Source organism: Enterobacter cloacae complex sp. IR5402, assembly GCF_049238125.1.
Taxonomy (GTDB): Bacteria; Pseudomonadota; Gammaproteobacteria; order Enterobacterales; family Enterobacteriaceae; genus Enterobacter; species Enterobacter hormaechei_C.
Genome location: NZ_JBMKHO010000002.1, coordinates 442,982 through 464,298 on the forward strand (window position 1 = coordinate 442,982; position 21,317 = coordinate 464,298).

At 48.8% G+C, this 21,317-nt stretch carries 17 protein-coding genes; all 17 read left to right on the forward strand.

Annotation, left to right across the window (positions count from 1 at the left end; genetic code table 11):
- The 17 genes from cpsB (at position 1) to gndA (ending at position 21,105) form a co-directional block, all read left to right on the forward strand.
- Positions 1-1,437: a mannose-1-phosphate guanyltransferase gene (gene cpsB / locus ACOTXL_RS05300; protein ID WP_003863522.1), complete on the forward strand. Its 1,437-nt coding sequence runs from the start codon at positions 1-3 to the stop codon at positions 1,435-1,437.
- Between the two features lie 109 nt (positions 1,438-1,546).
- A complete protein-coding gene (gene cpsG / locus ACOTXL_RS05305; protein WP_045350262.1) occupies positions 1,547-2,917 on the forward strand; it encodes a colanic acid biosynthesis phosphomannomutase CpsG in 1,371 nt (456 codons plus the stop codon).
- 46 nt (positions 2,918-2,963) lie between these two features.
- Positions 2,964-4,358 (forward strand): undecaprenyl-phosphate glucose phosphotransferase, encoded by a 1,395-nt coding sequence (gene wcaJ, locus ACOTXL_RS05310; protein WP_045350264.1) that lies wholly within the window; start codon positions 2,964-2,966, stop codon positions 4,356-4,358.
- A 1-nt stretch (position 4,359) separates the two neighbouring features.
- Positions 4,360-5,838: a colanic acid undecaprenyl disphosphate flippase WzxC gene (gene wzxC / locus ACOTXL_RS05315; RefSeq protein ID WP_033487316.1), complete on the forward strand. Its 1,479-nt coding sequence runs from the start codon at positions 4,360-4,362 to the stop codon at positions 5,836-5,838.
- 15 nt (positions 5,839-5,853) lie between these two features.
- On the forward strand, positions 5,854-7,134 hold the full coding sequence (wcaK, locus tag ACOTXL_RS05320) for a colanic acid biosynthesis pyruvyl transferase WcaK (RefSeq protein WP_045350265.1): 1,281 nt from the start codon (positions 5,854-5,856) through the stop codon (positions 7,132-7,134).
- Complete coding sequence (gene wcaL, locus ACOTXL_RS05325) at positions 7,131-8,351, forward strand: colanic acid biosynthesis glycosyltransferase WcaL (RefSeq protein WP_045350267.1); 1,221 nt, start codon at positions 7,131-7,133, stop codon at positions 8,349-8,351. The genes wcaK and wcaL overlap by 4 nt, the downstream gene beginning before the upstream one ends.
- 12 nt (positions 8,352-8,363) lie before the next feature.
- Positions 8,364-9,755 (forward strand): colanic acid biosynthesis protein WcaM, encoded by a 1,392-nt coding sequence (gene wcaM / locus ACOTXL_RS05330; RefSeq protein WP_045350269.1) that lies wholly within the window; start codon positions 8,364-8,366, stop codon positions 9,753-9,755.
- A gap of 174 nt (positions 9,756-9,929) precedes the next feature.
- Positions 9,930-10,826: a GalU regulator GalF gene (gene galF, locus ACOTXL_RS05335; RefSeq protein WP_045350271.1), complete on the forward strand. Its 897-nt coding sequence runs from the start codon at positions 9,930-9,932 to the stop codon at positions 10,824-10,826.
- Between the two features lie 359 nt (positions 10,827-11,185).
- Complete coding sequence (gene rfbB, locus ACOTXL_RS05340) at positions 11,186-12,271, forward strand: dTDP-glucose 4,6-dehydratase (protein WP_032659367.1); 1,086 nt, start codon at positions 11,186-11,188, stop codon at positions 12,269-12,271.
- Positions 12,271-13,170, forward strand: a complete 900-nt coding sequence (rfbD, locus tag ACOTXL_RS05345; RefSeq protein WP_045350272.1) for a dTDP-4-dehydrorhamnose reductase — start codon at positions 12,271-12,273, stop codon at positions 13,168-13,170. The genes rfbB and rfbD overlap by 1 nt, the downstream gene beginning before the upstream one ends.
- A gap of 52 nt (positions 13,171-13,222) precedes the next feature.
- Positions 13,223-14,101 carry a glucose-1-phosphate thymidylyltransferase RfbA gene (gene rfbA, locus ACOTXL_RS05350; protein ID WP_045341336.1) on the forward strand — a complete coding sequence of 293 codons (879 nt, stop codon included), beginning with the start codon at positions 13,223-13,225 and terminating at the stop codon, positions 14,099-14,101.
- A gap of 3 nt (positions 14,102-14,104) precedes the next feature.
- Positions 14,105-14,641, forward strand: a complete 537-nt coding sequence (rfbC, locus tag ACOTXL_RS05355; RefSeq protein WP_045350274.1) for a dTDP-4-dehydrorhamnose 3,5-epimerase — start codon at positions 14,105-14,107, stop codon at positions 14,639-14,641.
- Between the two features lie 57 nt (positions 14,642-14,698).
- Positions 14,699-15,940, forward strand: a complete 1,242-nt coding sequence (locus ACOTXL_RS05360) for an oligosaccharide flippase family protein (RefSeq protein WP_072034769.1) — start codon at positions 14,699-14,701, stop codon at positions 15,938-15,940.
- Complete coding sequence (locus ACOTXL_RS05365) at positions 15,937-16,818, forward strand: glycosyltransferase family 2 protein (RefSeq protein WP_157845140.1); 882 nt, start codon at positions 15,937-15,939, stop codon at positions 16,816-16,818. The genes ACOTXL_RS05360 and ACOTXL_RS05365 overlap by 4 nt, the downstream gene beginning before the upstream one ends.
- Positions 16,819-16,827: 9 nt before the next feature.
- Positions 16,828-17,943, forward strand: coding sequence for a glycosyltransferase family 4 protein (locus ACOTXL_RS05370; RefSeq protein WP_045350280.1), 1,116 nt, complete (start codon positions 16,828-16,830; stop codon positions 17,941-17,943).
- Between the two features lie 454 nt (positions 17,944-18,397).
- A complete protein-coding gene (locus tag ACOTXL_RS05375) occupies positions 18,398-19,549 on the forward strand; it encodes an EpsG family protein (protein ID WP_045350281.1) in 1,152 nt (383 codons plus the stop codon).
- A 149-nt stretch (positions 19,550-19,698) separates the two neighbouring features.
- Positions 19,699-21,105, forward strand: coding sequence for an NADP-dependent phosphogluconate dehydrogenase (gene gndA / locus ACOTXL_RS05380; RefSeq protein ID WP_045350282.1), 1,407 nt, complete (start codon positions 19,699-19,701; stop codon positions 21,103-21,105).
- Positions 21,106-21,317 lie beyond the last annotated feature (212 nt).

Below are 21,317 nucleotides of genomic sequence, written 5' to 3' on the forward strand. Positions count from 1 at the left end.
ATGAGTCAAACCACTTTGTATCCGGTCGTAATGGCGGGTGGATCCGGGAGCCGGTTGTGGCCACTGTCCCGCGTGCTTTATCCAAAACAATTTCTGTGCCTGAAAGGCGACCTCACCATGCTGCAAACGACGGTTAACCGTCTGCACGGCGTGGAGTGTGAAAGCCCGGTGGTGATCTGTAACGAGCAGCACCGCTTTATCGTTGCGGAGCAGCTGCGCCAGCTGAACAAACTGACCGAAAATATCATTCTGGAGCCTGCCGGACGCAACACGGCGCCTGCCATTGCCCTTGCGGCGCTGGCAGCAAAACGCAGCAGCCCGGACTGCGACCCGCTGATGCTGGTGCTGGCGGCTGACCACGTTATTCAGCAGGAAGAGGCCTTCCGCGACGCGGTTCGCGCGGCGATTCCTTACGCTGAGAACGGCAAGCTGGTGACCTTCGGCATCGTGCCGGATCTCCCGGAAACTGGCTATGGCTACATTCGCCGCGGCAGCGTTACGCCTGGTGAAGGCGACAGCGTGGCCTTTGACGTGGCGCAGTTTGTCGAAAAACCGAATCTGGAAACCGCGCAGGCGTATGTCGCCAGCGGTGAATACTACTGGAACAGCGGTATGTTCCTGTTCCGCGCCGGTCGCTACCTGGAAGAGCTGGAAAAATACCGTCCGGATATCTTAAGCGCCTGCGAAAAAGCGATGGCGGTGGTGGATCCGGATCTCGATTTTATTCGCGTGGACGAAGAAGCCTTCCTCGCCTGTCCGGAAGAGTCCATTGATTATGCGGTAATGGAACGCACGGCAGATGCGGTAGTGGTACCGATGGATGCAGGCTGGAGCGACGTCGGCTCCTGGTCGTCACTGTGGGAGATCAGCGCGCATACCCCGGAAGGTAACGTCCATCACGGGGATGTGATCAGCCACAAAACGGAAAACAGCTACGTCTACGCCGAATCTGGCCTCGTCACCACGGTAGGGGTGAAGGATCTGGTGGTCGTGCAGACCAAAGACGCGGTGCTGATTGCCGACCGTAATGCCGTGCAGGACGTTAAAAAAGTGGTGGAGAAGATCAAGGCCGATGGCCGTCACGAACACCATATTCACCGTGAAGTCTACCGCCCGTGGGGCAAATATGACTCCATCGACGCCGGCGAGCGTTATCAGGTGAAACGCATCACCGTGAAGCCGGGAGAAGGGCTGTCGGTGCAGATGCACCATCACCGCGCCGAACACTGGGTGGTGGTGGCAGGGACCGCCAAAGTGACCATCGACGGTGAAGTGAAGCTGCTCGGTGAAAACGAGTCCATTTATATTCCGCTGGGCGCCACGCACTGTCTGGAAAACCCGGGGAAAATTCCGCTCGACTTAATTGAGGTGCGTTCCGGCTCCTATCTGGAAGAGGACGACATCATCCGCTTCCAGGATCGCTACGGGCGCGTGTAGCACTCCGCATCATGCCCGGTGGCGCTGCGCTTACCGGGCCTACGAATGAAAAAAATAAATTTGGCCATTACATGGTCAGGGCCAACTGTTGCCTGAAAAAGGGGTCATCATGGAAAAATTAACCTGTTTTAAAGCCTACGATATTCGCGGCAAGCTGGGCGAAGAGCTGAACGAAGACATTGCGTGGCGCATCGGCCGCGCGTACGGCGAATACCTGAAACCACAAACTATCGTGCTGGGCGGCGACGTGCGTCTGACCAGCGAATCCCTGAAGCTGGCGCTGGCGAAAGGGCTACAGGACGCGGGCGTCGATGTGCTGGACATTGGCCTTTCCGGTACCGAAGAGATCTATTTTGCCACCTTCCACCTGGGCGTGGACGGCGGTATCGAAGTGACCGCCAGCCATAACCCGATGGACTACAACGGCATGAAGCTGGTGCGCAAGGGCGCGCGTCCTATCAGCGGCGACACCGGTCTGCGTGACGTGCAGCGTCTGGCCGAGGCCAACGACTTCCCGCCGGTGAACGAAGCGAAGCGCGGCAGCTATAAGCAGATTAACCTGCAAAAAGAGTACATCGACCACCTGCTGGGCTACATCAACGTGGCGAACCTCAAACCGCTGAAGCTGGTGATTAACTCCGGCAACGGCGCGGCAGGCCCGATTGTCGATGCACTTGAAGCCCGCTTTAAGGCGCTGAACGTGCCGGTGACCTTCGTCAAAGTGCACAACACGCCAGACGGCAACTTCCCGAACGGTATTCCTAACCCGCTGCTGCCGGAGTGCCGCGACGACACCCGCAACGCGGTGATTGAGCACGGCGCCGATATGGGTATCGCCTTTGACGGCGATTTCGACCGCTGCTTCCTGTTCGATGAGAAAGGGCAGTTTATCGAAGGCTACTACATCGTTGGCCTGCTGGCGGAAGCGTTCCTCGAGAAAAACCCGAGGGCGAAAATCATTCACGATCCGCGTCTTTCCTGGAACACCGTCGACGTGGTGAAGGCCGCGGGCGGCGAGCCGGTGATGTCCAAAACCGGCCACGCGTTTATCAAAGAGCGTATGCGTGAGGAAGACGCCATCTACGGCGGCGAGATGAGCGCCCACCACTATTTCCGTGATTTTGCCTACTGCGACAGCGGGATGATCCCGTGGCTGCTGGTGACCGAGCTGCTGTGCCTGAAAGGGCAGAGCCTGGGCGAACTGGTGCGCGACCGCATGGCGGCGTTCCCGGCGAGCGGTGAGATCAACAGCAAACTGGCGCAGCCCGCTGAGGCCATTGCCCGCGTGGAACAGCACTTTGCCATTCATGCGCTGGAGATTGACCGTACCGACGGTATCAGCATGGCGTTCCCGCAGTGGCGCTTCAACCTGCGCTCGTCCAATACCGAGCCGGTGGTGCGCCTGAACGTGGAGTCCCGCGCTGACACCGCGCTGATGGAAGCCCGAACGAAGGACATTCTGGCGCTGTTGAATCAGTAATAACTGCCCCTCCCGGTGGGAGGGGGAACCGAATACAGGAACAACGATGACAAATCTAAAAAAGCGCGAACGAGCGAGAACGAATGCATCGTTAATCTCTATGGTGCAGCGTTTTTCTGATATCACCATCATGGTCGGCGGACTGTGGGCGGTGTGTTGGGTCAGCGGGCAGTCGTTTTTATACATGCACTTGCTGATGGCGTTGATTGCGCTGGTGGTGTTTCAGATGATCGGCGGCATGACCGATTTCTATCGTTCATGGCGCGGCGTCAAAATGACCACCGAACTGATGCTGCTGCTCCAGAACTGGACCTTAAGCCTGATTTTCAGCGCAGGCCTGGTGGCGTTCAGCCATGATGTTGATAACCGTCTTGTGACCTATCTCTGCTGGTATCTGTTAACCAGCATTGGCATGGTGGTCTGCCGCTCGCTGATCCGCTTTGGCGCGGGCTGGCTGCGCAACCGCGGGTATAACCGTCGCTTCGTTGCCGTGGCGGGCGATCTGGCGGTGGGGCAGGTGTTGCTCGACAGCTTCCGCAAAGAGCCGTGGTTAGGTTTTGAAGTGGTCGGGATTTATCACGACGCGAAGCCCGGCGGCGTGCCGTCCGACTGGGCTGGTAACTACGAACAGCTTATTGACGATGCGAAAGCCGGCAAAATTCATAACGTCTACATCGCCATGCAGATGAAAGATGAATCCCGCATCAAGAAACTGATGCGCGAGCTGGCGGATACCACCTGCTCGGTGATCCTCATCCCGGATGTCTTCACCTTCAATATTCTCCACTCCCGTATTGAAGAGGTGAACGGGGTACCGGTTGTTCCGCTGTACGACACGCCGCTGTCGGGGATTAACCGCGTGCTGAAGCGCGTGGAAGATATCGTGCTTTCGTCTCTGATCCTGCTGCTCATCTCCCCGGTGCTGTGCTGTATTGCGCTGGCGGTGAAGCTCAGCTCGCCGGGGCCGATCATCTTCCGTCAGACCCGCTACGGCATGGACGGTAAGCCGATCATGGTGTGGAAATTCCGCTCCATGAAGGTGATGGAGAACGACAAGGTGGTGACCCAGGCGACGCAGAACGATCCGCGCGTCACCCGTGTGGGCAACTTCCTGCGCCGTACCTCGCTCGATGAACTGCCGCAGTTCATTAACGTGTTCACCGGCGGGATGTCCATCGTCGGGCCTCGTCCTCACGCCGTGGCCCATAACGAGCAGTACCGTACCCTGATTGAAGGCTACATGCTGCGCCATAAGGTGAAGCCGGGCATCACCGGCTGGGCGCAGATCAACGGCTGGCGCGGCGAGACCGACACGCTGGAAAAAATGGAAAAACGTATCGAGTTCGATCTGGAGTACATCCGCGAGTGGAGCCTCTGGTTCGATATCAAGATTGTTTTTCTGACCATTTTCAAAGGTTTCGTGAACAAAGCGGCGTACTAAGATGAGCTTACGAGAAAAAACCATCAGCGGTGCGAAATGGTCAGCCATGGCCACCATCGTCATCATTGGCCTCGGCCTGGTGCAGATGACGGTGCTGGCGCGCATTATCGATAATCACCAGTTTGGTCTGCTGACTGTCTCGCTGGTGATTATCGCCCTGGCCGATACGCTGTCGGACTTTGGTATCGCCAACTCCATTATCCAGCGCAAAGAGATCAGCCATCTGGAGCTGACCACCCTCTACTGGCTGAACGTCGGGCTGGGTATCTTCGTTTTTGTGCTGGTGTTCCTGCTGAGCGATGTGATTGCCGGCGTGCTGCATAACCCGGACCTGGCGCCGCTGATGCGCACCCTGTCGTTCGCTTTCGTGGTGATCCCGCACGGGCAGCAGTTCCGCGCGCTGATGCAGAAAGAGCTGGAGTTCAACAAAATCGGCATGATTGAGACCAGCGCCGTGCTGGCGGGCTTTACCTTCACCGTGGTCAGCGCCCATTTCTGGCCGCTGGCGATGACCGCCATCCTCGGCTACCTCGTTAACTCTGCCGTGCGCACGCTGCTGTTCGGCTTTTTTGGCCGTAAGATTTATCGCCCGGGGCTGCATTTTTCGCTGGCGTCTGTTTCATCCAACCTGCGCTTCGGCGCGTGGCTGACGGCAGACAGCATTATCAACTACGTGAATACTAACCTCTCCACGCTGGTACTGGCGCGCATTCTGGGCGCGAGCGTCGCGGGTGGCTACAACCTGGCGTATAACGTCGCGGTTGTCCCGCCGATGAAGCTCAACCCTATCATTACCCGCGTGCTGTTCCCGGCGTTCGCCAAAATTCAGGACGATACCGAAAAGCTGCGCGTGAACTTTTACAAGCTGCTCTCCGTCGTGGGGATCATCAACTTCCCGGTGCTGCTGGGGCTGATGGTGGTTGCCAGCAATTTCGTACCGCTGGTGTTTGGCGAGAAGTGGAACAGCATCATCCCGATCCTGCAACTGCTGTGCGTCGTGGGGCTGCTGCGCTCGGTGGGGAACCCGATTGGTTCTCTGCTAATGGCGAAGGCGCGCGTGGATATCAGCTTCAAGTTCAACGTGTTTAAAACCTTCCTGTTTATTCCGGCAATTATTGTGGGCGGCCACACGGCGGGCGCCATTGGCGTGACGCTCGGCTTCCTGCTGGTGCAAATCGTCAATACCGTGCTGAGCTACTTCGTGATGATCAAACCGGTGCTGGGCTCCAGCTACCGTCAGTACATTCTCAGCCTGTGGCTGCCGTTTTATCTCTCCTTGCCGACGCTTGCGGTGAGCTACGGCCTGGGCGTGGTGCTCAACGGACATCTGCCGCTGGCGGCGCTGCTTGCGGTGCAGGTCGCGGCAGGCGCGCTGGCTTTTGGCGTGATGATTGTGCTGTCACGCAATGCGCTGGTGGTCGAGATGAAGCGCCAGTTTTGCCGTAACGAAAAAATGAAAACGCTGCTTCGCGCAGGCTAATTTTACGAGGCCATTATGAAATTACTTATTCTTGGCAACCATACCTGCGGCAACCGTGGCGACAGCGCCATCCTGCGCGGTTTACTGGATGCAATTAACACCCTTAAGCCTGAGACAGAAGTGGATGTGATGAGCCGTTATCCGGTCAGCTCATCCTGGTTACTGAACCGCCCGGTGATGGGCGACCCGCTCTACAGCCATATGAAACAGCACAACAACGCTGCGGGCGTGATGGGGCGCGTGAAGAAAGTGCTGCGTCGCCGCTACCAGCATCAGGTGCTGCTTTCTCGCGTGACCGACACCGGCAAGCTGCGCAACATCGCCATTGCGCAGGGCTTTACCGATTTTGTGCGTCTGCTGTCCGGCTATGACGCCATTATTCAGGTGGGCGGTTCGTTCTTCGTCGATCTGTACGGCGTGCCGCAGTTTGAGCATGCGCTTTGTACATTCATGGCGAAAAAGCCGCTGTTTATGATTGGCCACAGCGTCGGGCCATTCCAGGATCCGCAGTTTAACCAGCTGGCGAACTATGTCTTCGGCCACTGCGACGCGCTGATCCTGCGTGAATCGGTCAGCCTCGACATGATGAAGCGCAGCGAAATCGACACCACCAAAGTGGAGCACGGTGTAGACACCGCCTGGCTGGTGGATCATCAGGATGACAGCTTCCAGGCCAGCTACGCGGTACAGCACTGGCTGGACATGGCGGCAAAGCAGAAAACCGTCGCCATTACCCTGCGTGAACTTGCGCCGTTCGATAAACGCCTCGGCACGACCCAGGCGGCGTACGAGAAAGCCTTTGCCGACGTGGTGAACCGCGTGCTGGACAGCGGTTACCAGGTGCTGGCGCTTTCCACCTGTACCGGTATCGACAGCTACAACAAAGATGACCGTATGGTGGCGCTCAACCTGCGCAACCTGGTGAACGATCCGTCCCGCTATCACGTGGTGATGGACGAGCTGAACGATCTGGAGATGGGCAAGCTGCTCTCCGCCTGCGACCTGACCGTGGGCACGCGTCTGCACTCGGCCATTATCTCGATGAACTTCGGCACGCCAGCCATCGCCATTAACTACGAGCACAAGTCCGCGGGCATTATGCAGCAGCTCGGTATGCCGGAAATGGCCGTTGATATTCGTCATCTGCTGGACGGATCGCTGGGTGCGATGGTGGGCGACACGCTCGGCCAGCTGCATGCGATCAACGAACGTCTGGCGGTAGCGGTAAAAGCCGAACGCGAAAAAGGTATTGGCATGGTGAAATCCGTACTCGACCGCGTCCGGGAGGGGAAATGAAGGTTGGTTTCTTCTTACTGAAATTTCCGCTGTCGTCTGAAACTTTTGTGCTGAACCAAATCACCGCGTTTATCGATATGGGGTATGACGTGGAGATTATCGCCCTGCAAAAGGGCGATACGCAAAACACCCATGCGGCGTATACCCGGTATGGGCTGGAGGCAAAAACCCGCTGGTTGCAGGATGAACCCGCCGGACGGATGAACAAACTGCGCCATCGCGCCGGACAGACGCTGCGCGGCCTGCATCGCGCCTCGACGTGGCGGGCGCTGAATATGTCGCGCTATGGGGCGGAGGCCCGCAACCTGATCTTATCCGCCATTTGCGGGCAAACGGCCCAGCCGTACCGGGCCGATGTCTTTATCGCCCACTTTGGCCCGGCGGGCGTAACGGCGGCAAAACTGCGTGAGCTGGGGGTGATTGACGGCAAAATCGCAACCATTTTCCACGGTATCGACATCTCCAGCCGGGAAGTGTTGAACCACTACACACCGGAATATCAGCAGCTGTTCCGCCGTGGCGACATGATGCTGCCGATAAGCAACCTGTGGGCCGGGCGCCTGAAAACCATGGGGTGCCCGAGCGAGAAAATCACCGTTTCACGCATGGGCGTGGACATGGAACGCTTCACCCAGCGACCGGTCAAGGTGCCGGGCAAGCCGCTGCAAATTATCTCTGTTGCCCGCCTGACTGAAAAGAAAGGGCTGCACGTAGCCATCGAAGCCTGTCGCCAGCTGAAGGCGCGCGGCGTGGACTTCCACTACCGCATCCTGGGTATCGGGCCGTGGGAGCGTCGCCTGCGCACGCTGATTGAACAGTATCAGCTGGAAGACGTGGTCGAGATGCCGGGCTTCAAGCCGAGCCACGAAGTGAAAGGCATGCTTGATGACGCGGATGTGTTCCTGCTGCCTTCCGTAACCGGCGCCGACGGCGATATGGAAGGCATTCCCGTGGCGCTGATGGAGGCGATGGCGGTCGGCATTCCGGTAGTCTCGACCCTGCACAGCGGGATCCCGGAGCTGATCACCTCTGAGCATTCCGGCTGGCTGGTCCCTGAAAACAATGCGCTGGCGCTGGCGGATCGTCTGGCCGCGTTCAGTGATATCGATCAGCAAACGCTGATCCCTGTGCTGCAAAATGCGCGGCAAAAAGTTGAAGCAGAATTCAATCAGCAGGTGATTAATCGCCAGTTAGCGAGCCTGCTGCAAACGCTGTAACGCTGAGGTTGTATGCTGAAAAAGATTACCCGACGCCGATTTGTCTCTTCTTTATCCGTCCTGGCTGCCATGCCGCTGCTGTCGCCCCGCGCTGCGCGGGCGGCGACCGGGAAGACGGTTTCTGTCGATCGCTACAACAATAACGACTGGATCGCCGCCTTAAAGCAGGCATTTACCGAGGGCGATACCGTTGTTGTTCCCGCCGGGTTAACCTGTGAAAACATCAATACCGGCATTTTCATTCCTGATGGCAAAACCCTGCTGATCCGCGGTGCGCTGAAGGGCAACGGCCGTGGGCGGTTTGTGCTCCAGGAAGGCTGCAAGGTCATTGGGGAAGGAGAGGGGCGCACGCATAACATTACGCTGGACGTGCGTGGCTCCGACTGTGTCATTAAAGGGCTGGCAATGAGCGGCTTCGGCCCCGTCACCCAGATCTACATTGGCGGTAAAAAGCCGAGAGTGATGCGTAACCTGCTTATCGATCGCATTGCCGTGAGCCAGGCCAACTACGCCATTCTGCGCCAGGGTTTCCATAATCAGGTGGATGGTGCGCGCATTACCAACAGCAAATTCAGTCATTTGCAGGGTGACGCGATTGAGTGGAACGTGGCGATTAACGACCGTAACATCCTGATCTCTGACCACGTGATCGATAACATCAACTGCACAAACGGCAAGATCAACTGGGGCATAGGCATTGGGCTGGCTGGCAGCACGTACGACAATGACTATCCGGAACAGCAGACCATTAAAAACTTCGTGGTGGCGAATATCACCGGCAGCAACTGTCGGCAGCTGGTGCATGTTGAAAACGGTAAACACTTTGTGATCCGTAATATCAAGGCCAGCAATATTACTCCCGACTTCAGTAAAAAGGCCGGAATTGATAACGCAACGGTAGCTATTTATGGTTGTGATAATTTCGTTATCGATAATATCGATATGGTGAACAGCGCCGGAATGTTAATCGGGTATGGCGTGATCAAGGGCGATTATCTGTCGATACCGCAAAACTTCAAACTTAACGATATTCGCCTGGATAACCGACAGCTTGCCTATAAGCTGCGCGGGATACAGATTTCCTCCGGCAATGCTACGTCGTTTGTTGCTATCACCAACGTCAACATGCAGCGAGCAACGCTTGAGCTGCACAACAAGCCACAGCACCTTTTCTTGCGCAATATCAAGGTGATGCAGGAGTCAACGACGGGGCCGGCTTTGAAGATGAACTTCGATTTGCGCAAAGACGTGCGCGGGAAGTTTATGGCTAAAAACGAGACGCTGTTGTCGCTCGCGAACATAAAAGCGGTTAATGAAAAGGGGCAGAGCTCGGTGGATATTGATCGGGTCGATCAACATGTGGTGAATACGGAACGGTTGAATTTTGCGCTGCCGCACAGGTAATCATCCAGACTATTTTGCGACAATTCCTGGAACGAAATCGCGATCTATTCAGATTACAACTACTGTAATTTGTGGTGGGGTGACCTAGGATTACTTCATATTTACGGCAAAACATGCTGGCGAAAACAGGTTTAAAAGCTATAATTCGTCAACCATTTTAAGGTGGAAGAAATAATGATTAATTTGAAAGCAGTCATACCGGTAGCGGGTTTGGGCATGCATATGTTGCCCGCCACAAAGGCCATTCCTAAAGAGATGCTGCCGATCGTTGACAAGCCGATGATTCAGTACATCGTCGACGAGATTGTTGCTGCGGGGATCAAAGAAATCGTTCTGGTGACGCACTCTTCGAAGAATGCCGTTGAGAACCACTTCGACACTTCTTATGAACTCGAAGCGCTGCTTGAGCAGCGCGTTAAGCGCCAGCTTCTGGCAGAAGTTCAGTCTATCTGTCCTCCTGGCGTGACCATCATGAACGTGCGTCAGGCGCAGCCGCTGGGTCTGGGCCACTCAATCCTCTGCGCGCGCCCGGTGGTGGGTGATAACCCGTTCATCGTGGTTCTGCCGGACATCATTATTGATACCGCTTCCGCCGATCCGCTGCGTTACAACCTGGCGGCAATGGTTGCTCGCTTCAACGAGACGGGCCGCAGCCAGGTGCTGGCGAAACGTATGAAGGGCGATCTCTCTGAGTACTCGGTTATTCAGACTAAAGAGCCGCTGGAGACGGAAGGGCAGGTGAGCCGGATTGTTGAGTTTATCGAAAAACCCGATCAGCCGCAGACCCTGGACTCTGACCTGATGGCAGTCGGCCGTTATGTGCTGAATGCGGATATCTGGGCCGAACTGGAAAAAACTAAGCCGGGCGCCTGGGATCGTATCCAGCTGACCGATGCGATTGCTGAGCTGGCGAAGAAGCAGTCCGTTGATGCCATGCTGATGACCGGCGATAGCTATGACTGCGGTAAGAAAATGGGGTATATGCAGGCGTTTGTGAACTATGGCCTGCGTAACCTGAAGGAAGGGGCGAAGTTCAGAAGCAGGATTGAGAAGTTGCTGGCTAACGACTGATACTTCTTCCGCAGCCTGAAAGTCTTCATGCGCGGCAGTCATCATTTTAGTTATGTTGTTACATAACAAAAATGATGACTGCCGCTTTTTATTATTAATTCCTAAAATAACAGAGAGTTATCTGCTTCAAATCTGGGCTGATTTGTAACGATTTGTGCTTGTTTCCGAATCCATTTAAGACGACAATTAACGCCAGTTTTTGTCTGAAATCAGACAGTCAATCTTAAATTCAACATTCGCTCAGTGCACTGGTAGCTGTCAAGCCAGGGGCGGTAGCGTGCAAAATTTCTGAGCCCTACATTAATAAGAGGGTTCAGAACGCCAATATCTCGATATATCCAAAAGACGGAATAGATAACGTGAAAATTCTTGTGACGGGTGGGGCCGGCTTTATCGGCTCAGCGGTTGTACGACATATTATTACTAATACTCAAGATGAAGTCGTTAACGTGGATAAACTGACGTATGCCGGTAACCTGGAATCCCTTAACGATGTCAGCGCCAGCGAACGTTATGTGTTCGAGCATGCAGATATTTGTGATAAAGCGGCTATGGACCGTATTTTTGCTGAGCATAAACCGGATGCGGTAATGCATCTGGCGGCAGAAAGCCACGTAGACCGTTCCATTACCGGCCCGGCGGCATTCATTGAAACCAATATTGTTGGGACGTATGTGCTTCTGGAAGCTGCACGTGCTTACTGGTCAACCCTCGATGACGCAGCGAAAAAAGCATTTCGCTTCCATCATATCTCCACCGATGAAGTATACGGCGATCTGCCACACCCGGATGAACACCCGGCATCCGCAGACCTGCCGCTGTTCACTGAAACCACAGCCTACGCGCCAAGCAGCCCGTACTCTGCCTCCAAAGCATCCAGCGACCATCTTGTTCGTGCCTGGCTGCGCACTTACGGCTTCCCGACCATCGTGACTAACTGTTCGAATAACTACGGACCGTATCATTTCCCTGAGAAGCTGATCCCACTTGTGATCTTGAACGCCCTTGACGGTAAAGCGTTGCCGATTTACGGCAAAGGCGACCAGATCCGTGACTGGCTTTATGTAGAAGATCATGCGCGTGCGCTTTACACCGTTGTGACTCAGGGCAAACCGGGTGAGACTTACAACATCGGTGGTCATAACGAAAAGCAAAACCTGGACGTTGTGCACACTATTTGCGATCTGCTGGATGAGATCGTCCCGAAAGAAGGCTCGTACCGCGACCAAATTACGTATGTTGCCGATCGCCCAGGACATGACCGCCGCTATGCGATTGATGCGCATAAAATTGGGGTGGAACTGGGCTGGAAGCCTGAAGAGACGTTCGAAAGCGGAATTCGTAAGACCGTGGAATGGTATCTGAGCAACCAGGAGTGGGTTAATAACGTAAAAAGCGGTGCTTATAAAACCTGGATCGAACAGAACTACGGGGAACGTCAATAATGAATATTCTTCTGTTCGGCAAAACAGGGCAAGTGGGCTGGGAGCTTCAGCGCGCGCTGGCTCCACTTGGCAATCTGATTGCGCTTGATGTGCATTCTAAAGATTACTGCGGTGATTTCAGCAACCCGGAAGGGATTGCTGAGACGGTTCGTAATATTAAACCTGACGTGATCGTCAATGCAGCCGCACACACCGCAGTGGATAAAGCAGAGTCGGAACCAGAGTTTGCGCAGTTACTGAATGCGACAAGCGTTGAGGCTATCGCCAAAGAAGCTGCAAAAATCGGCGCCTGGGTTGTTCACTACTCCACGGATTACGTCTTCCCCGGTGATGGCGAAACCCCCTGGAGTGAGACAGATGCGACGGCACCGCTGAATGTTTATGGTCAGACGAAGCTGGATGGCGAAAAAGCACTGCAGGATAACTGCCCTAATCACCTGATTTTCCGTACAAGCTGGGTATATGCAGGTAAAGGCAACAATTTTGCCAAGACCATGCTGCGTCTGGCTAAAGAATGCAAAGAACTTTCCGTCATTAACGATCAGGTGGGTGCCCCAACAGGCGCTGAGCTGTTAGCCGATTGTACCGCCCACGCCATTCGTGTAGCGATGTCGAAACCAGAAGTTGCCGGGCTTTATCATCTGGTCGCTTCTGAGACCACCACCTGGTATGACTATGCGGCGTTGGTGTTTGAGGAAGCCCGAAAAGCAGGCGTTGAGTTGGCGATTGAAAAGCTGAATGCTGTACCAACTACGGCATATCCGACGCCTGCGCGTCGCCCGCATAACTCACGCTTAAATACCATGAAGTTCCAGCAGAACTTCAACCTGGTCTTGCCAGCATGGCATGTTGGTGTGAAACGTATGCTTGCTGAGCTTTTCACGGCGCAATCCATTTAATCAATTGAAAAATGCCCGTTTACGGGCATTTCGTGTTTATAGAGAAATTATAATGGCTACACGTAAAGGTATTATCCTTGCCGGCGGATCCGGCACTCGTCTCTACCCTGTGACTATGGCGGTAAGCAAGCAACTGCTGCCAATTTACGACAAACCCATGATTTACTACCCACTGTCTACGCTCATGCTGGCAGGGATTAAAGATATTCTGATCATTAGTACGCCGCAGGATACTCCGCGCTTTGAGCAGTTACTCGGTGACGGCAGCCAGTGGGGGTTAAACCTTCAATATAAAGTCCAGCCAAGCCCGGACGGACTGGCACAGGCTTTTATCATTGGCGAAGAGTTTATTGGTGACGATAGCTGTGCGCTGGTGCTGGGCGATAACATTTTCTATGGTCATGACTTGCCGAAACAGCTGGAAGCCGCAGTAAACAAAGGTGACGGTGCAACCGTATTCGCCTACCACGTCAATGACCCTGAACGTTATGGTGTGGTGGAGTTCGATAAAGATGGTACGGCAATCAGCCTGGAAGAGAAACCGCTCGAGCCGAAGAGCAATTATGCCGTTACGGGACTCTATTTCTATGATAACGATGTAGTGGAGATGGCGAAGAACCTGAAGCCTTCTGCACGCGGTGAGCTGGAAATTACCGACATTAACCGTATTTATCTGGAGCAGGGTCGTCTATCTGTTGCAATGATGGGGCGCGGCTATGCGTGGCTGGATACAGGAACCCATCAGAGCCTGATCGAGGCGAGCAACTTTATTGCGACAATTGAAGAGCGTCAGGGGCTGAAAGTTTCCTGCCCGGAAGAGATTGCGTATCGCAAAGGGTTTATTGATGCTGAGCAGGTGAAGAAGCTGGCTGAACCATTGAAGAAAAATGCCTATGGCCAATACCTGCTGAAGATGATTAAAGGTTACTAAGACATGAATGTAATTAAAACTGATATTCCAGATGTGCTGATTTTTGAACCAAAAGTATTTGGTGACGATCGTGGTTTTTTCTTTGAAAGTTTCAGCCAGAAAGTATTTGAAGAGGCGGTAGGGCGTAAAGTTGAGTTTGTGCAGGATAATCACTCAAAATCTTGCAAAGGCGTTCTGCGTGGCTTGCATTACCAACTGGAACCGTATGCACAGGGCAAACTGGTACGTTGTGTTGCTGGTGAAGTTTTTGATGTTGCGGTTGATATTCGTAAATCTTCGCCAACGTTTGGGAAATGGGTTGGTGTCAATCTTTCTGCTGAAAATAAACGACAACTTTGGATCCCTGAAGGGTTTGCACACGGATTTTTGGTGTTGAGTGATACGGCTGAGTTTGTTTATAAGACGACTAATTATTATCATCCTGAAAGTGATAGAGGACTAATTTGGAATGATTCAGACCTCCAAATTGACTGGCCTCTTCAAAATGCACCTTTACTTTCTTCGAAAGATATGCAACAGCCATCCTTCAAATCCCTCTGAACAAAGCATAAACCCTACAGATTTATTTTTTGTAGGGTTTAACCTTTTAATAAGATCATGAGAAAATTTATCAGAGACGTCCCACTTAAATCTATTTTTCATCTTTTTTTAGTTAGAGGCAGTATTTATCTCTTTCCATTTATCACATTACCAGTAATAACACGCAGCCTTGGTGTAACACAATTCGGTATTTTATCAATGTTTTTGGCTGCTCAACAATATCTGATAATGCTGGTGGAATATGGTTTTACATTAACAGGCGCAAGGGATATTTCCAGAGCGGTACACAAATACGACGAAAACAAAATACTAAGCGAAATTTTAAAGTGCCGCTTTTTGATTTTTCTGGTTTGTACTATCTTTGTTGTTTCTACTTATTTTTTACTCCCTGAGTATGGATATTCATTCTGTTACCTAATATTATTAATGGCAGTTTTAAGTTCTGTATGTAACCAAACTCACTTTTTTATTGGGAAGGAGAGGACAGGTTTTATAGTTATATCAACTGCCATAGCAAGAATTCTATCAATCTTAATTGTGGTTCTATTTGTAAGAAATAAAGATGATATATATATTGCGATGCTCGCATATTCATTAAACGTAGCGTTACCCAATATTCTTTCTATTTTTTATTTGCAATTTGTATTAAAATATAATTCTTTCTATAAAACGTCCTGGGAAGGATTAGTATTAAGGTTTAAAAGCGGTTTTGATATTTTTATCTCAAATGTATTTACTAATGTATACAGTACATTAACGCTGATTTATCTAGGTTCTGTTCGCGGGCCAACAGAAACGGGTTATTATTCGAGTGCGGAAAAATTAAAGGCCGCAGCACAAGGGGTACTTTCACCTATTGCGCAAGCTTTTTTCCCAAGAATATCTAGAAAAGAAGGTCGGGAGTTTTATCTATTGTGGCGTAAGTCAACGTTAATACTTGTTGGCTTTTCGGTGTTTATTGTTACTGGCTTATTATTATTTAGTCAGCTAATTTATAAAATATTTTTAGGGCAGCAGTATTTCGCTGGTTTACCTATTTATTATATTTTGTCATTTAGTATAATTTCTATATCTTTCGGCATAGCCTATGCACAGAACTTATATTTGACACAAGGTAAAACCAAACTCTTAAGAATGATATATTTTGTGGTTTCGATCCTTCACATAATACATATGCCTTTGTTTGTTCATTTCTTTGGAGCTATCGGCGCAGCACTATCGGTATTAATCACTGAAACTCTTGCTTCGTTGCTCATGTTTATTTTCAGAAAAAAATGCTTCTTATGGAGTCAAACTTGAAGATTTTCGCATTAATTGTGACGTATAATCCAGACTTAAATTCCTTTAGCAAAAACCTTGATGCTATTAATAATCAAGTAGAAAAGGTAATTATTGTCGATAATAGCAATGATGCTACTTGCCAGGATAACCTCAAAGCCTATCTTAAAGAAAAAAATGACACTATACTCATTCAACCAAAAGAAAATTTAGGTATCGCTTATGCACAAAATATTGGTTTTGTGCAAGCTATTAAGGATAATGCAGACTATATTGTAACTTTCGATCAGGATTCATCTGTAGAAGACGGTTTAATTGCAGAGCTTTATAACGAGTACAAAAAAGTCGAAGCATTAAATGGCATTAAAATTGCGTGTATTGGACCATCAGTTATCAATGAAAGAAACAATACCCGGTATGATAAATATTTCCGAAATAGTACTAAAGTAAATGATTCTGTATATAGTGTTAAATCTATTATTTCTTCAGGTACACTATATAATGTAAATGTCTTTGCTGCCATAGGCTTAAACAAAGCAGAATGGTTCATTGATTCTATCGATATTGAATGGTGTTATAGAGCAAGATATCTGGGTTATCATGTGTTAATGACAACTAAGGTTTCTATGAAACATAATCTTGGCGCTAAAGATATGCATCTTCCGTTAGGGAAATCTATTAATATCGGCTCTCCATTTAGATTGTATTATGTTTATCGTAATTGGGTTTTTTCACTTCGAGAGCCTCAATTCGAATTAGCCTATAAACTTAAATTATTGATTTTGATGCCTATTAAGTTCATTATTTTCGCTAACGTTTCACCACGCAAATCAAGGATGACCTTTATGCTGCGTGGTTTTAAAGATGGCGTGATGAAAAAACATTCTTTTTTAAAATAAGTTTATTAAATGAAAATTTCGATCACTGCAAACACCAGTTGGTATATTTATAATTTCCGCAGAAATACTATTTTGGCACTAATAAATAGTGGGCATGAAATAATTGCGGTATCATCTGATCTTGATTATAAAGACAAATTAGAATCATTGGGCTGTAAATATGTTCAAATCGAAATGCAGAGATGGGGTAAAAACCCGTTCTTCGATTTAAAAACAATCTATGATTTCTATAAGATCTTCAAAAAAGAAAAGGTAGAACTAACATTAAATTTCACACCAAAAAATAACATATATGCAAGTTATGCTGCGAGCTTTCTTAATATTAAAATTATTAATAACATAGCTGGTCTTGGCGTAGTCTTTATTGAAAATAACCTTTTTTCTCGGCTTGTTTCATTTCTGTATAAAACAAGTCAAAAAAAAGCGGACTATATCTTCTTTCAAAATAATGATGATAAACAGCTTTTTATCGATTTAGGAATCGTGCGCTCCGAAAATTGTGATCGGTTGCCTGGGTCAGGTGTTGATCTATCGCGCTTTGAATATTCTGCTATGAGTACTTCTAATAAAATTAGATTTTTATTAGTAGCACGATTAATTGCAGAAAAAGGTGTCCGTCTATATGCTGAAGCAGCCAAAGAATTAAAAAAACGTTATACTAATTTAGAATTTTGTTTGTTGGGACCATTAGATACATGTAGTGCTTCCGCTATAAAAAGTGATGAAATTGAAGCATGGCAAAACCAAGAAATAATCAATTATTTGGGGTTTACGGATCATGTTGAAAATGAATTAAAACTTTCTGATTGCATAGTACTTCCTTCATATTACAGAGAAGGTGTACCTAAGTCGCTTTTAGAAGCAGCCGCGATTGGTAGGCCAATAATTACTACAGACAATGTAGGATGTAAAGAGGTTGTTGATGATGGCGTAAATGGTTTCCTGTGTGAACCAAGATCTATGACTAGCCTCATGTATAATCTTGAAAAATTCATTTTATTATCGCCTATTGAAAAAGAAAAAATGAGCGCGAAAAGTAGAGAGAAAGTCCAGAAAGAATTTGATGAAAACATTGTTATTAAAAAGTATTTAGATGTTATAAATAACTTATCGAAGCATATTTAAGAAGATGAGTGTTTCTATTAGAAATTTTACATCGTCCTTTTGAGAAAATTGGGTGACCTTAAATAGAATTAATGTACATAGAATGATTTTATATAAATCAAAAATACCTACAGCTTGATTTGTATCTGTCGTCAAGATTTTATGTTGTTAATTTTATTAAGGAATTGATTTTTTATTAATATAAGAAGAATAAATTTCGATGCCTTTGTGTTGTATTCATTGTATTTATTATTCTCAAAGATTTTGCTACTAATATTATATTTTTCAACCATATATATTTATGCAATAACTTTTGCTAATACAAGCTATTAAATAAGAATAAATGCTCTGAATGAGAGACGACGTCTAGAATCACTATCATACGAATAGATATGCTATAACCTACATTAAGTAATTCATCAGTTATTTATTTTTTAGGTATATGGGCTTGCCAAAACAGCATGGAGTCGGAAATATGCCCTGGATTTTTTTAATTATATTTAGTTTATTCTGTGTGGCTGTATGCGCGATTAATCAAAGTTATTCAAAAGTAATGTCTTTTGCTCTAACTGCAATGTTCACTGTATTTTTTACTATTTATTACTTTAATGGTGTGGATTGGTTAAATTATTATTATGTCTTTGATTATTTCAAGGGCGCTTTTGATATTCGATATGATTTGCTTTTCAATACTTATTTATATATCGCTGCAAATTTTATTGGTGTATTTCAGCTTGTAATATTTATTTTTTATTTCTTTTCTTTCTTGTTGCTCTATAAATTGGCAAAAAATAGCTGTATTGTCATAAATGGACCTGCATTTATTACTTGCGTTGTCTTTTTAGGTGGCATGGCTTTAGTTTTAGACCAAATACGGCAGTTTGTGGCGATTTGTATTTCTTTCTTTGCCTTCAATCATCTCCTACAGGGTAATACAAAAAAATTCTATAAGTTTATATTATTTGCTGCTCTGTTCCATTATTCCGCACTGTTTGTTCTGTTGTTTAGGATGTTAATCAACTTAAAGAAAAAAAGAATTATTATTGCTGGCCTAGTTGTTGTGGTTTTCTTTGTTTTTCTCGGCGGTGTGATAATTTTTAATTTAGGATTTGTATCTAACATTCCAGTAATTGGTTTAGAGCTTTATAGAAAAGTTGCTATATATGTTCGTGAGTTGGATACCTTTAAGGCAGAGATAGGTTTTGGTGTATGTGCTGATATTCTTATTATTTTTTACTATTTAATGCGAAGGGAAAGATACAATCAGTTAGATAAACTGTGGGCGTTGGCATTTATGTCTGCATGTTTTCACATAGCATTCTACTTTATGCCTGCATTTTCACGATTTAACTATTTTTCAATTCTACCTTTATCTTATATATTTAGTCATGCTCTTACAAGCCGAAGAAATAGAATGGGGGTCGCACAGTTTGGGACCATTTTGGGGGCTGTCTCGTTAACTATACTAATAGTGACAGTGAAGACATTCACTGATCCAAAGAGGCCGTCATGGGATGAATATTCACCAAGTGCGATCCTTTTCAATTCTCAGGAATTAGATAATCTGAGAAGCATTCGATGCGCAGCATTAAAGAATGAAATTGAGGATTTTTGCGCAACTTATTAAAAATGATTTCGCATTAAAGGTCATGATAGCTAACACTACGCAATTTCACTTTTTTTGTGCTATCCATGGGTTAGCTACCTGGGTTAATATTTATAATACATTTCAAGCCGCGCAACAGTCGCGGCGACCACACCTGACAGGAGTATGTAATGTCCAAGCAACAGATCGGCGTTGTCGGTATGGCAGTGATGGGGCGCAACCTGGCGCTCAACATCGAAAGCCGTGGTTATACCGTCTCCGTTTTCAACCGCTCCCGTGATAAGACCGAAGAAGTCATCGCTGAGAATCCAGGCAAAAAACTGGTTCCTTTCTATACGGTTAAAGAGTTCGTTGAGTCTCTGGAAACACCTCGTCGTATCCTGTTAATGGTGAAAGCGGGCGCAGGTACCGATGCAGCTATCGATTCACTGAAACCGTATCTGGATAAAGGCGACATCATCATTGATGGCGGTAATACCTTCTTCCACGACACCATTCGTCGTAACCGTGAACTGTCTGCTGAAGGCTTCAACTTCATTGGTACCGGCGTATCCGGCGGTGAAGAGGGCGCTCTGAAAGGTCCATCCATCATGCCTGGCGGTCAGAAAGAAGCGTACGAACTGGTCGCGCCTATCCTGACTAAAATCGCAGCCGTAGCTGAAGACGGTGAGCCATGCGTGACCTATATCGGTCCTGATGGCGCTGGTCATTACGTGAAAATGGTTCACAACGGTATTGAATATGGCGACATGCAGCTGATTGCTGAAGCCTACTCTCTGCTAAAAGGCGGCCTGAACCTCTCTAACGAGGAGCTCGCAGAGACCTTCACCGAGTGGAACAAAGGCGAGCTGAACAGCTACCTGATCGACATCACCAAAGATATCTTCACCAAGAAAGATGAAGAGGGTAAATATCTGGTCGATGTGATTCTGGATGAAGCCGCGAACAAAGGTACCGGTAAATGGACCAGCCAGAGCTCTCTGGATCTAGGTGAGCCGTTGTCCCTGATCACCGAATCTGTATTTGCACGTTATATCTCTTCTCTGAAAGAGCAACGCGTCGCGGCATCTAAAGTGCTGTCTGGTCCACAGGCTAAACCAGCCGGCGACAAAGCTGAGTTCGTTGAGAAAGTCCGTCGTGCACTGTACCTGGGTAAAATCGTCTCTTACGCGCAGGGCTTCTCTCAGCTGCGCGCGGCATCTGACGAGAACAACTGGGATCTGAACTACGGCGAGATTGCGAAGATCTTTCGTGCCGGCTGTATCATTCGCGCTCAGTTCCTGCAAAAAATCACCGATGCCTATGCTGAAAATGCGGGTATCGCCAACCTTCTGCTGGCGCCTTACTTCAAGCAGATTGCAGACGACTATCAGCAGGCGCTGCGTGATGTTGTTGCGTACGCCGTGCAGAATGGTATCCCGGTTCCAACCTTCTCCGCTGCGGTGGCGTACTATGACAGCTATCGTGCTGCCGTTCTGCCAGCGAACCTGATTCAGGCACAGCGTGATTACTTCGGTGCGCATACCTATAAGCGTACGGATAAAGAAGGTGTGTTCCACACCGAATGGCTGGATTAATCTGATTTAACTCAGTCTGATAGCATGGCCCGGTGAGACTCACCGGGCTTTTTTTATCGCTTTCAGTCCCATGTTGACTTACTTTCTCCAGCCAACCACTTTCATTGCCGCATAAATCACTACGTTTATCCCTTTCTGAAGCAAGGCATTCGCCTTGACAGTCCCTCAACTTAAGAGGTAAAAACCTCAACAGTTGTTTATTGCGGTGGTGT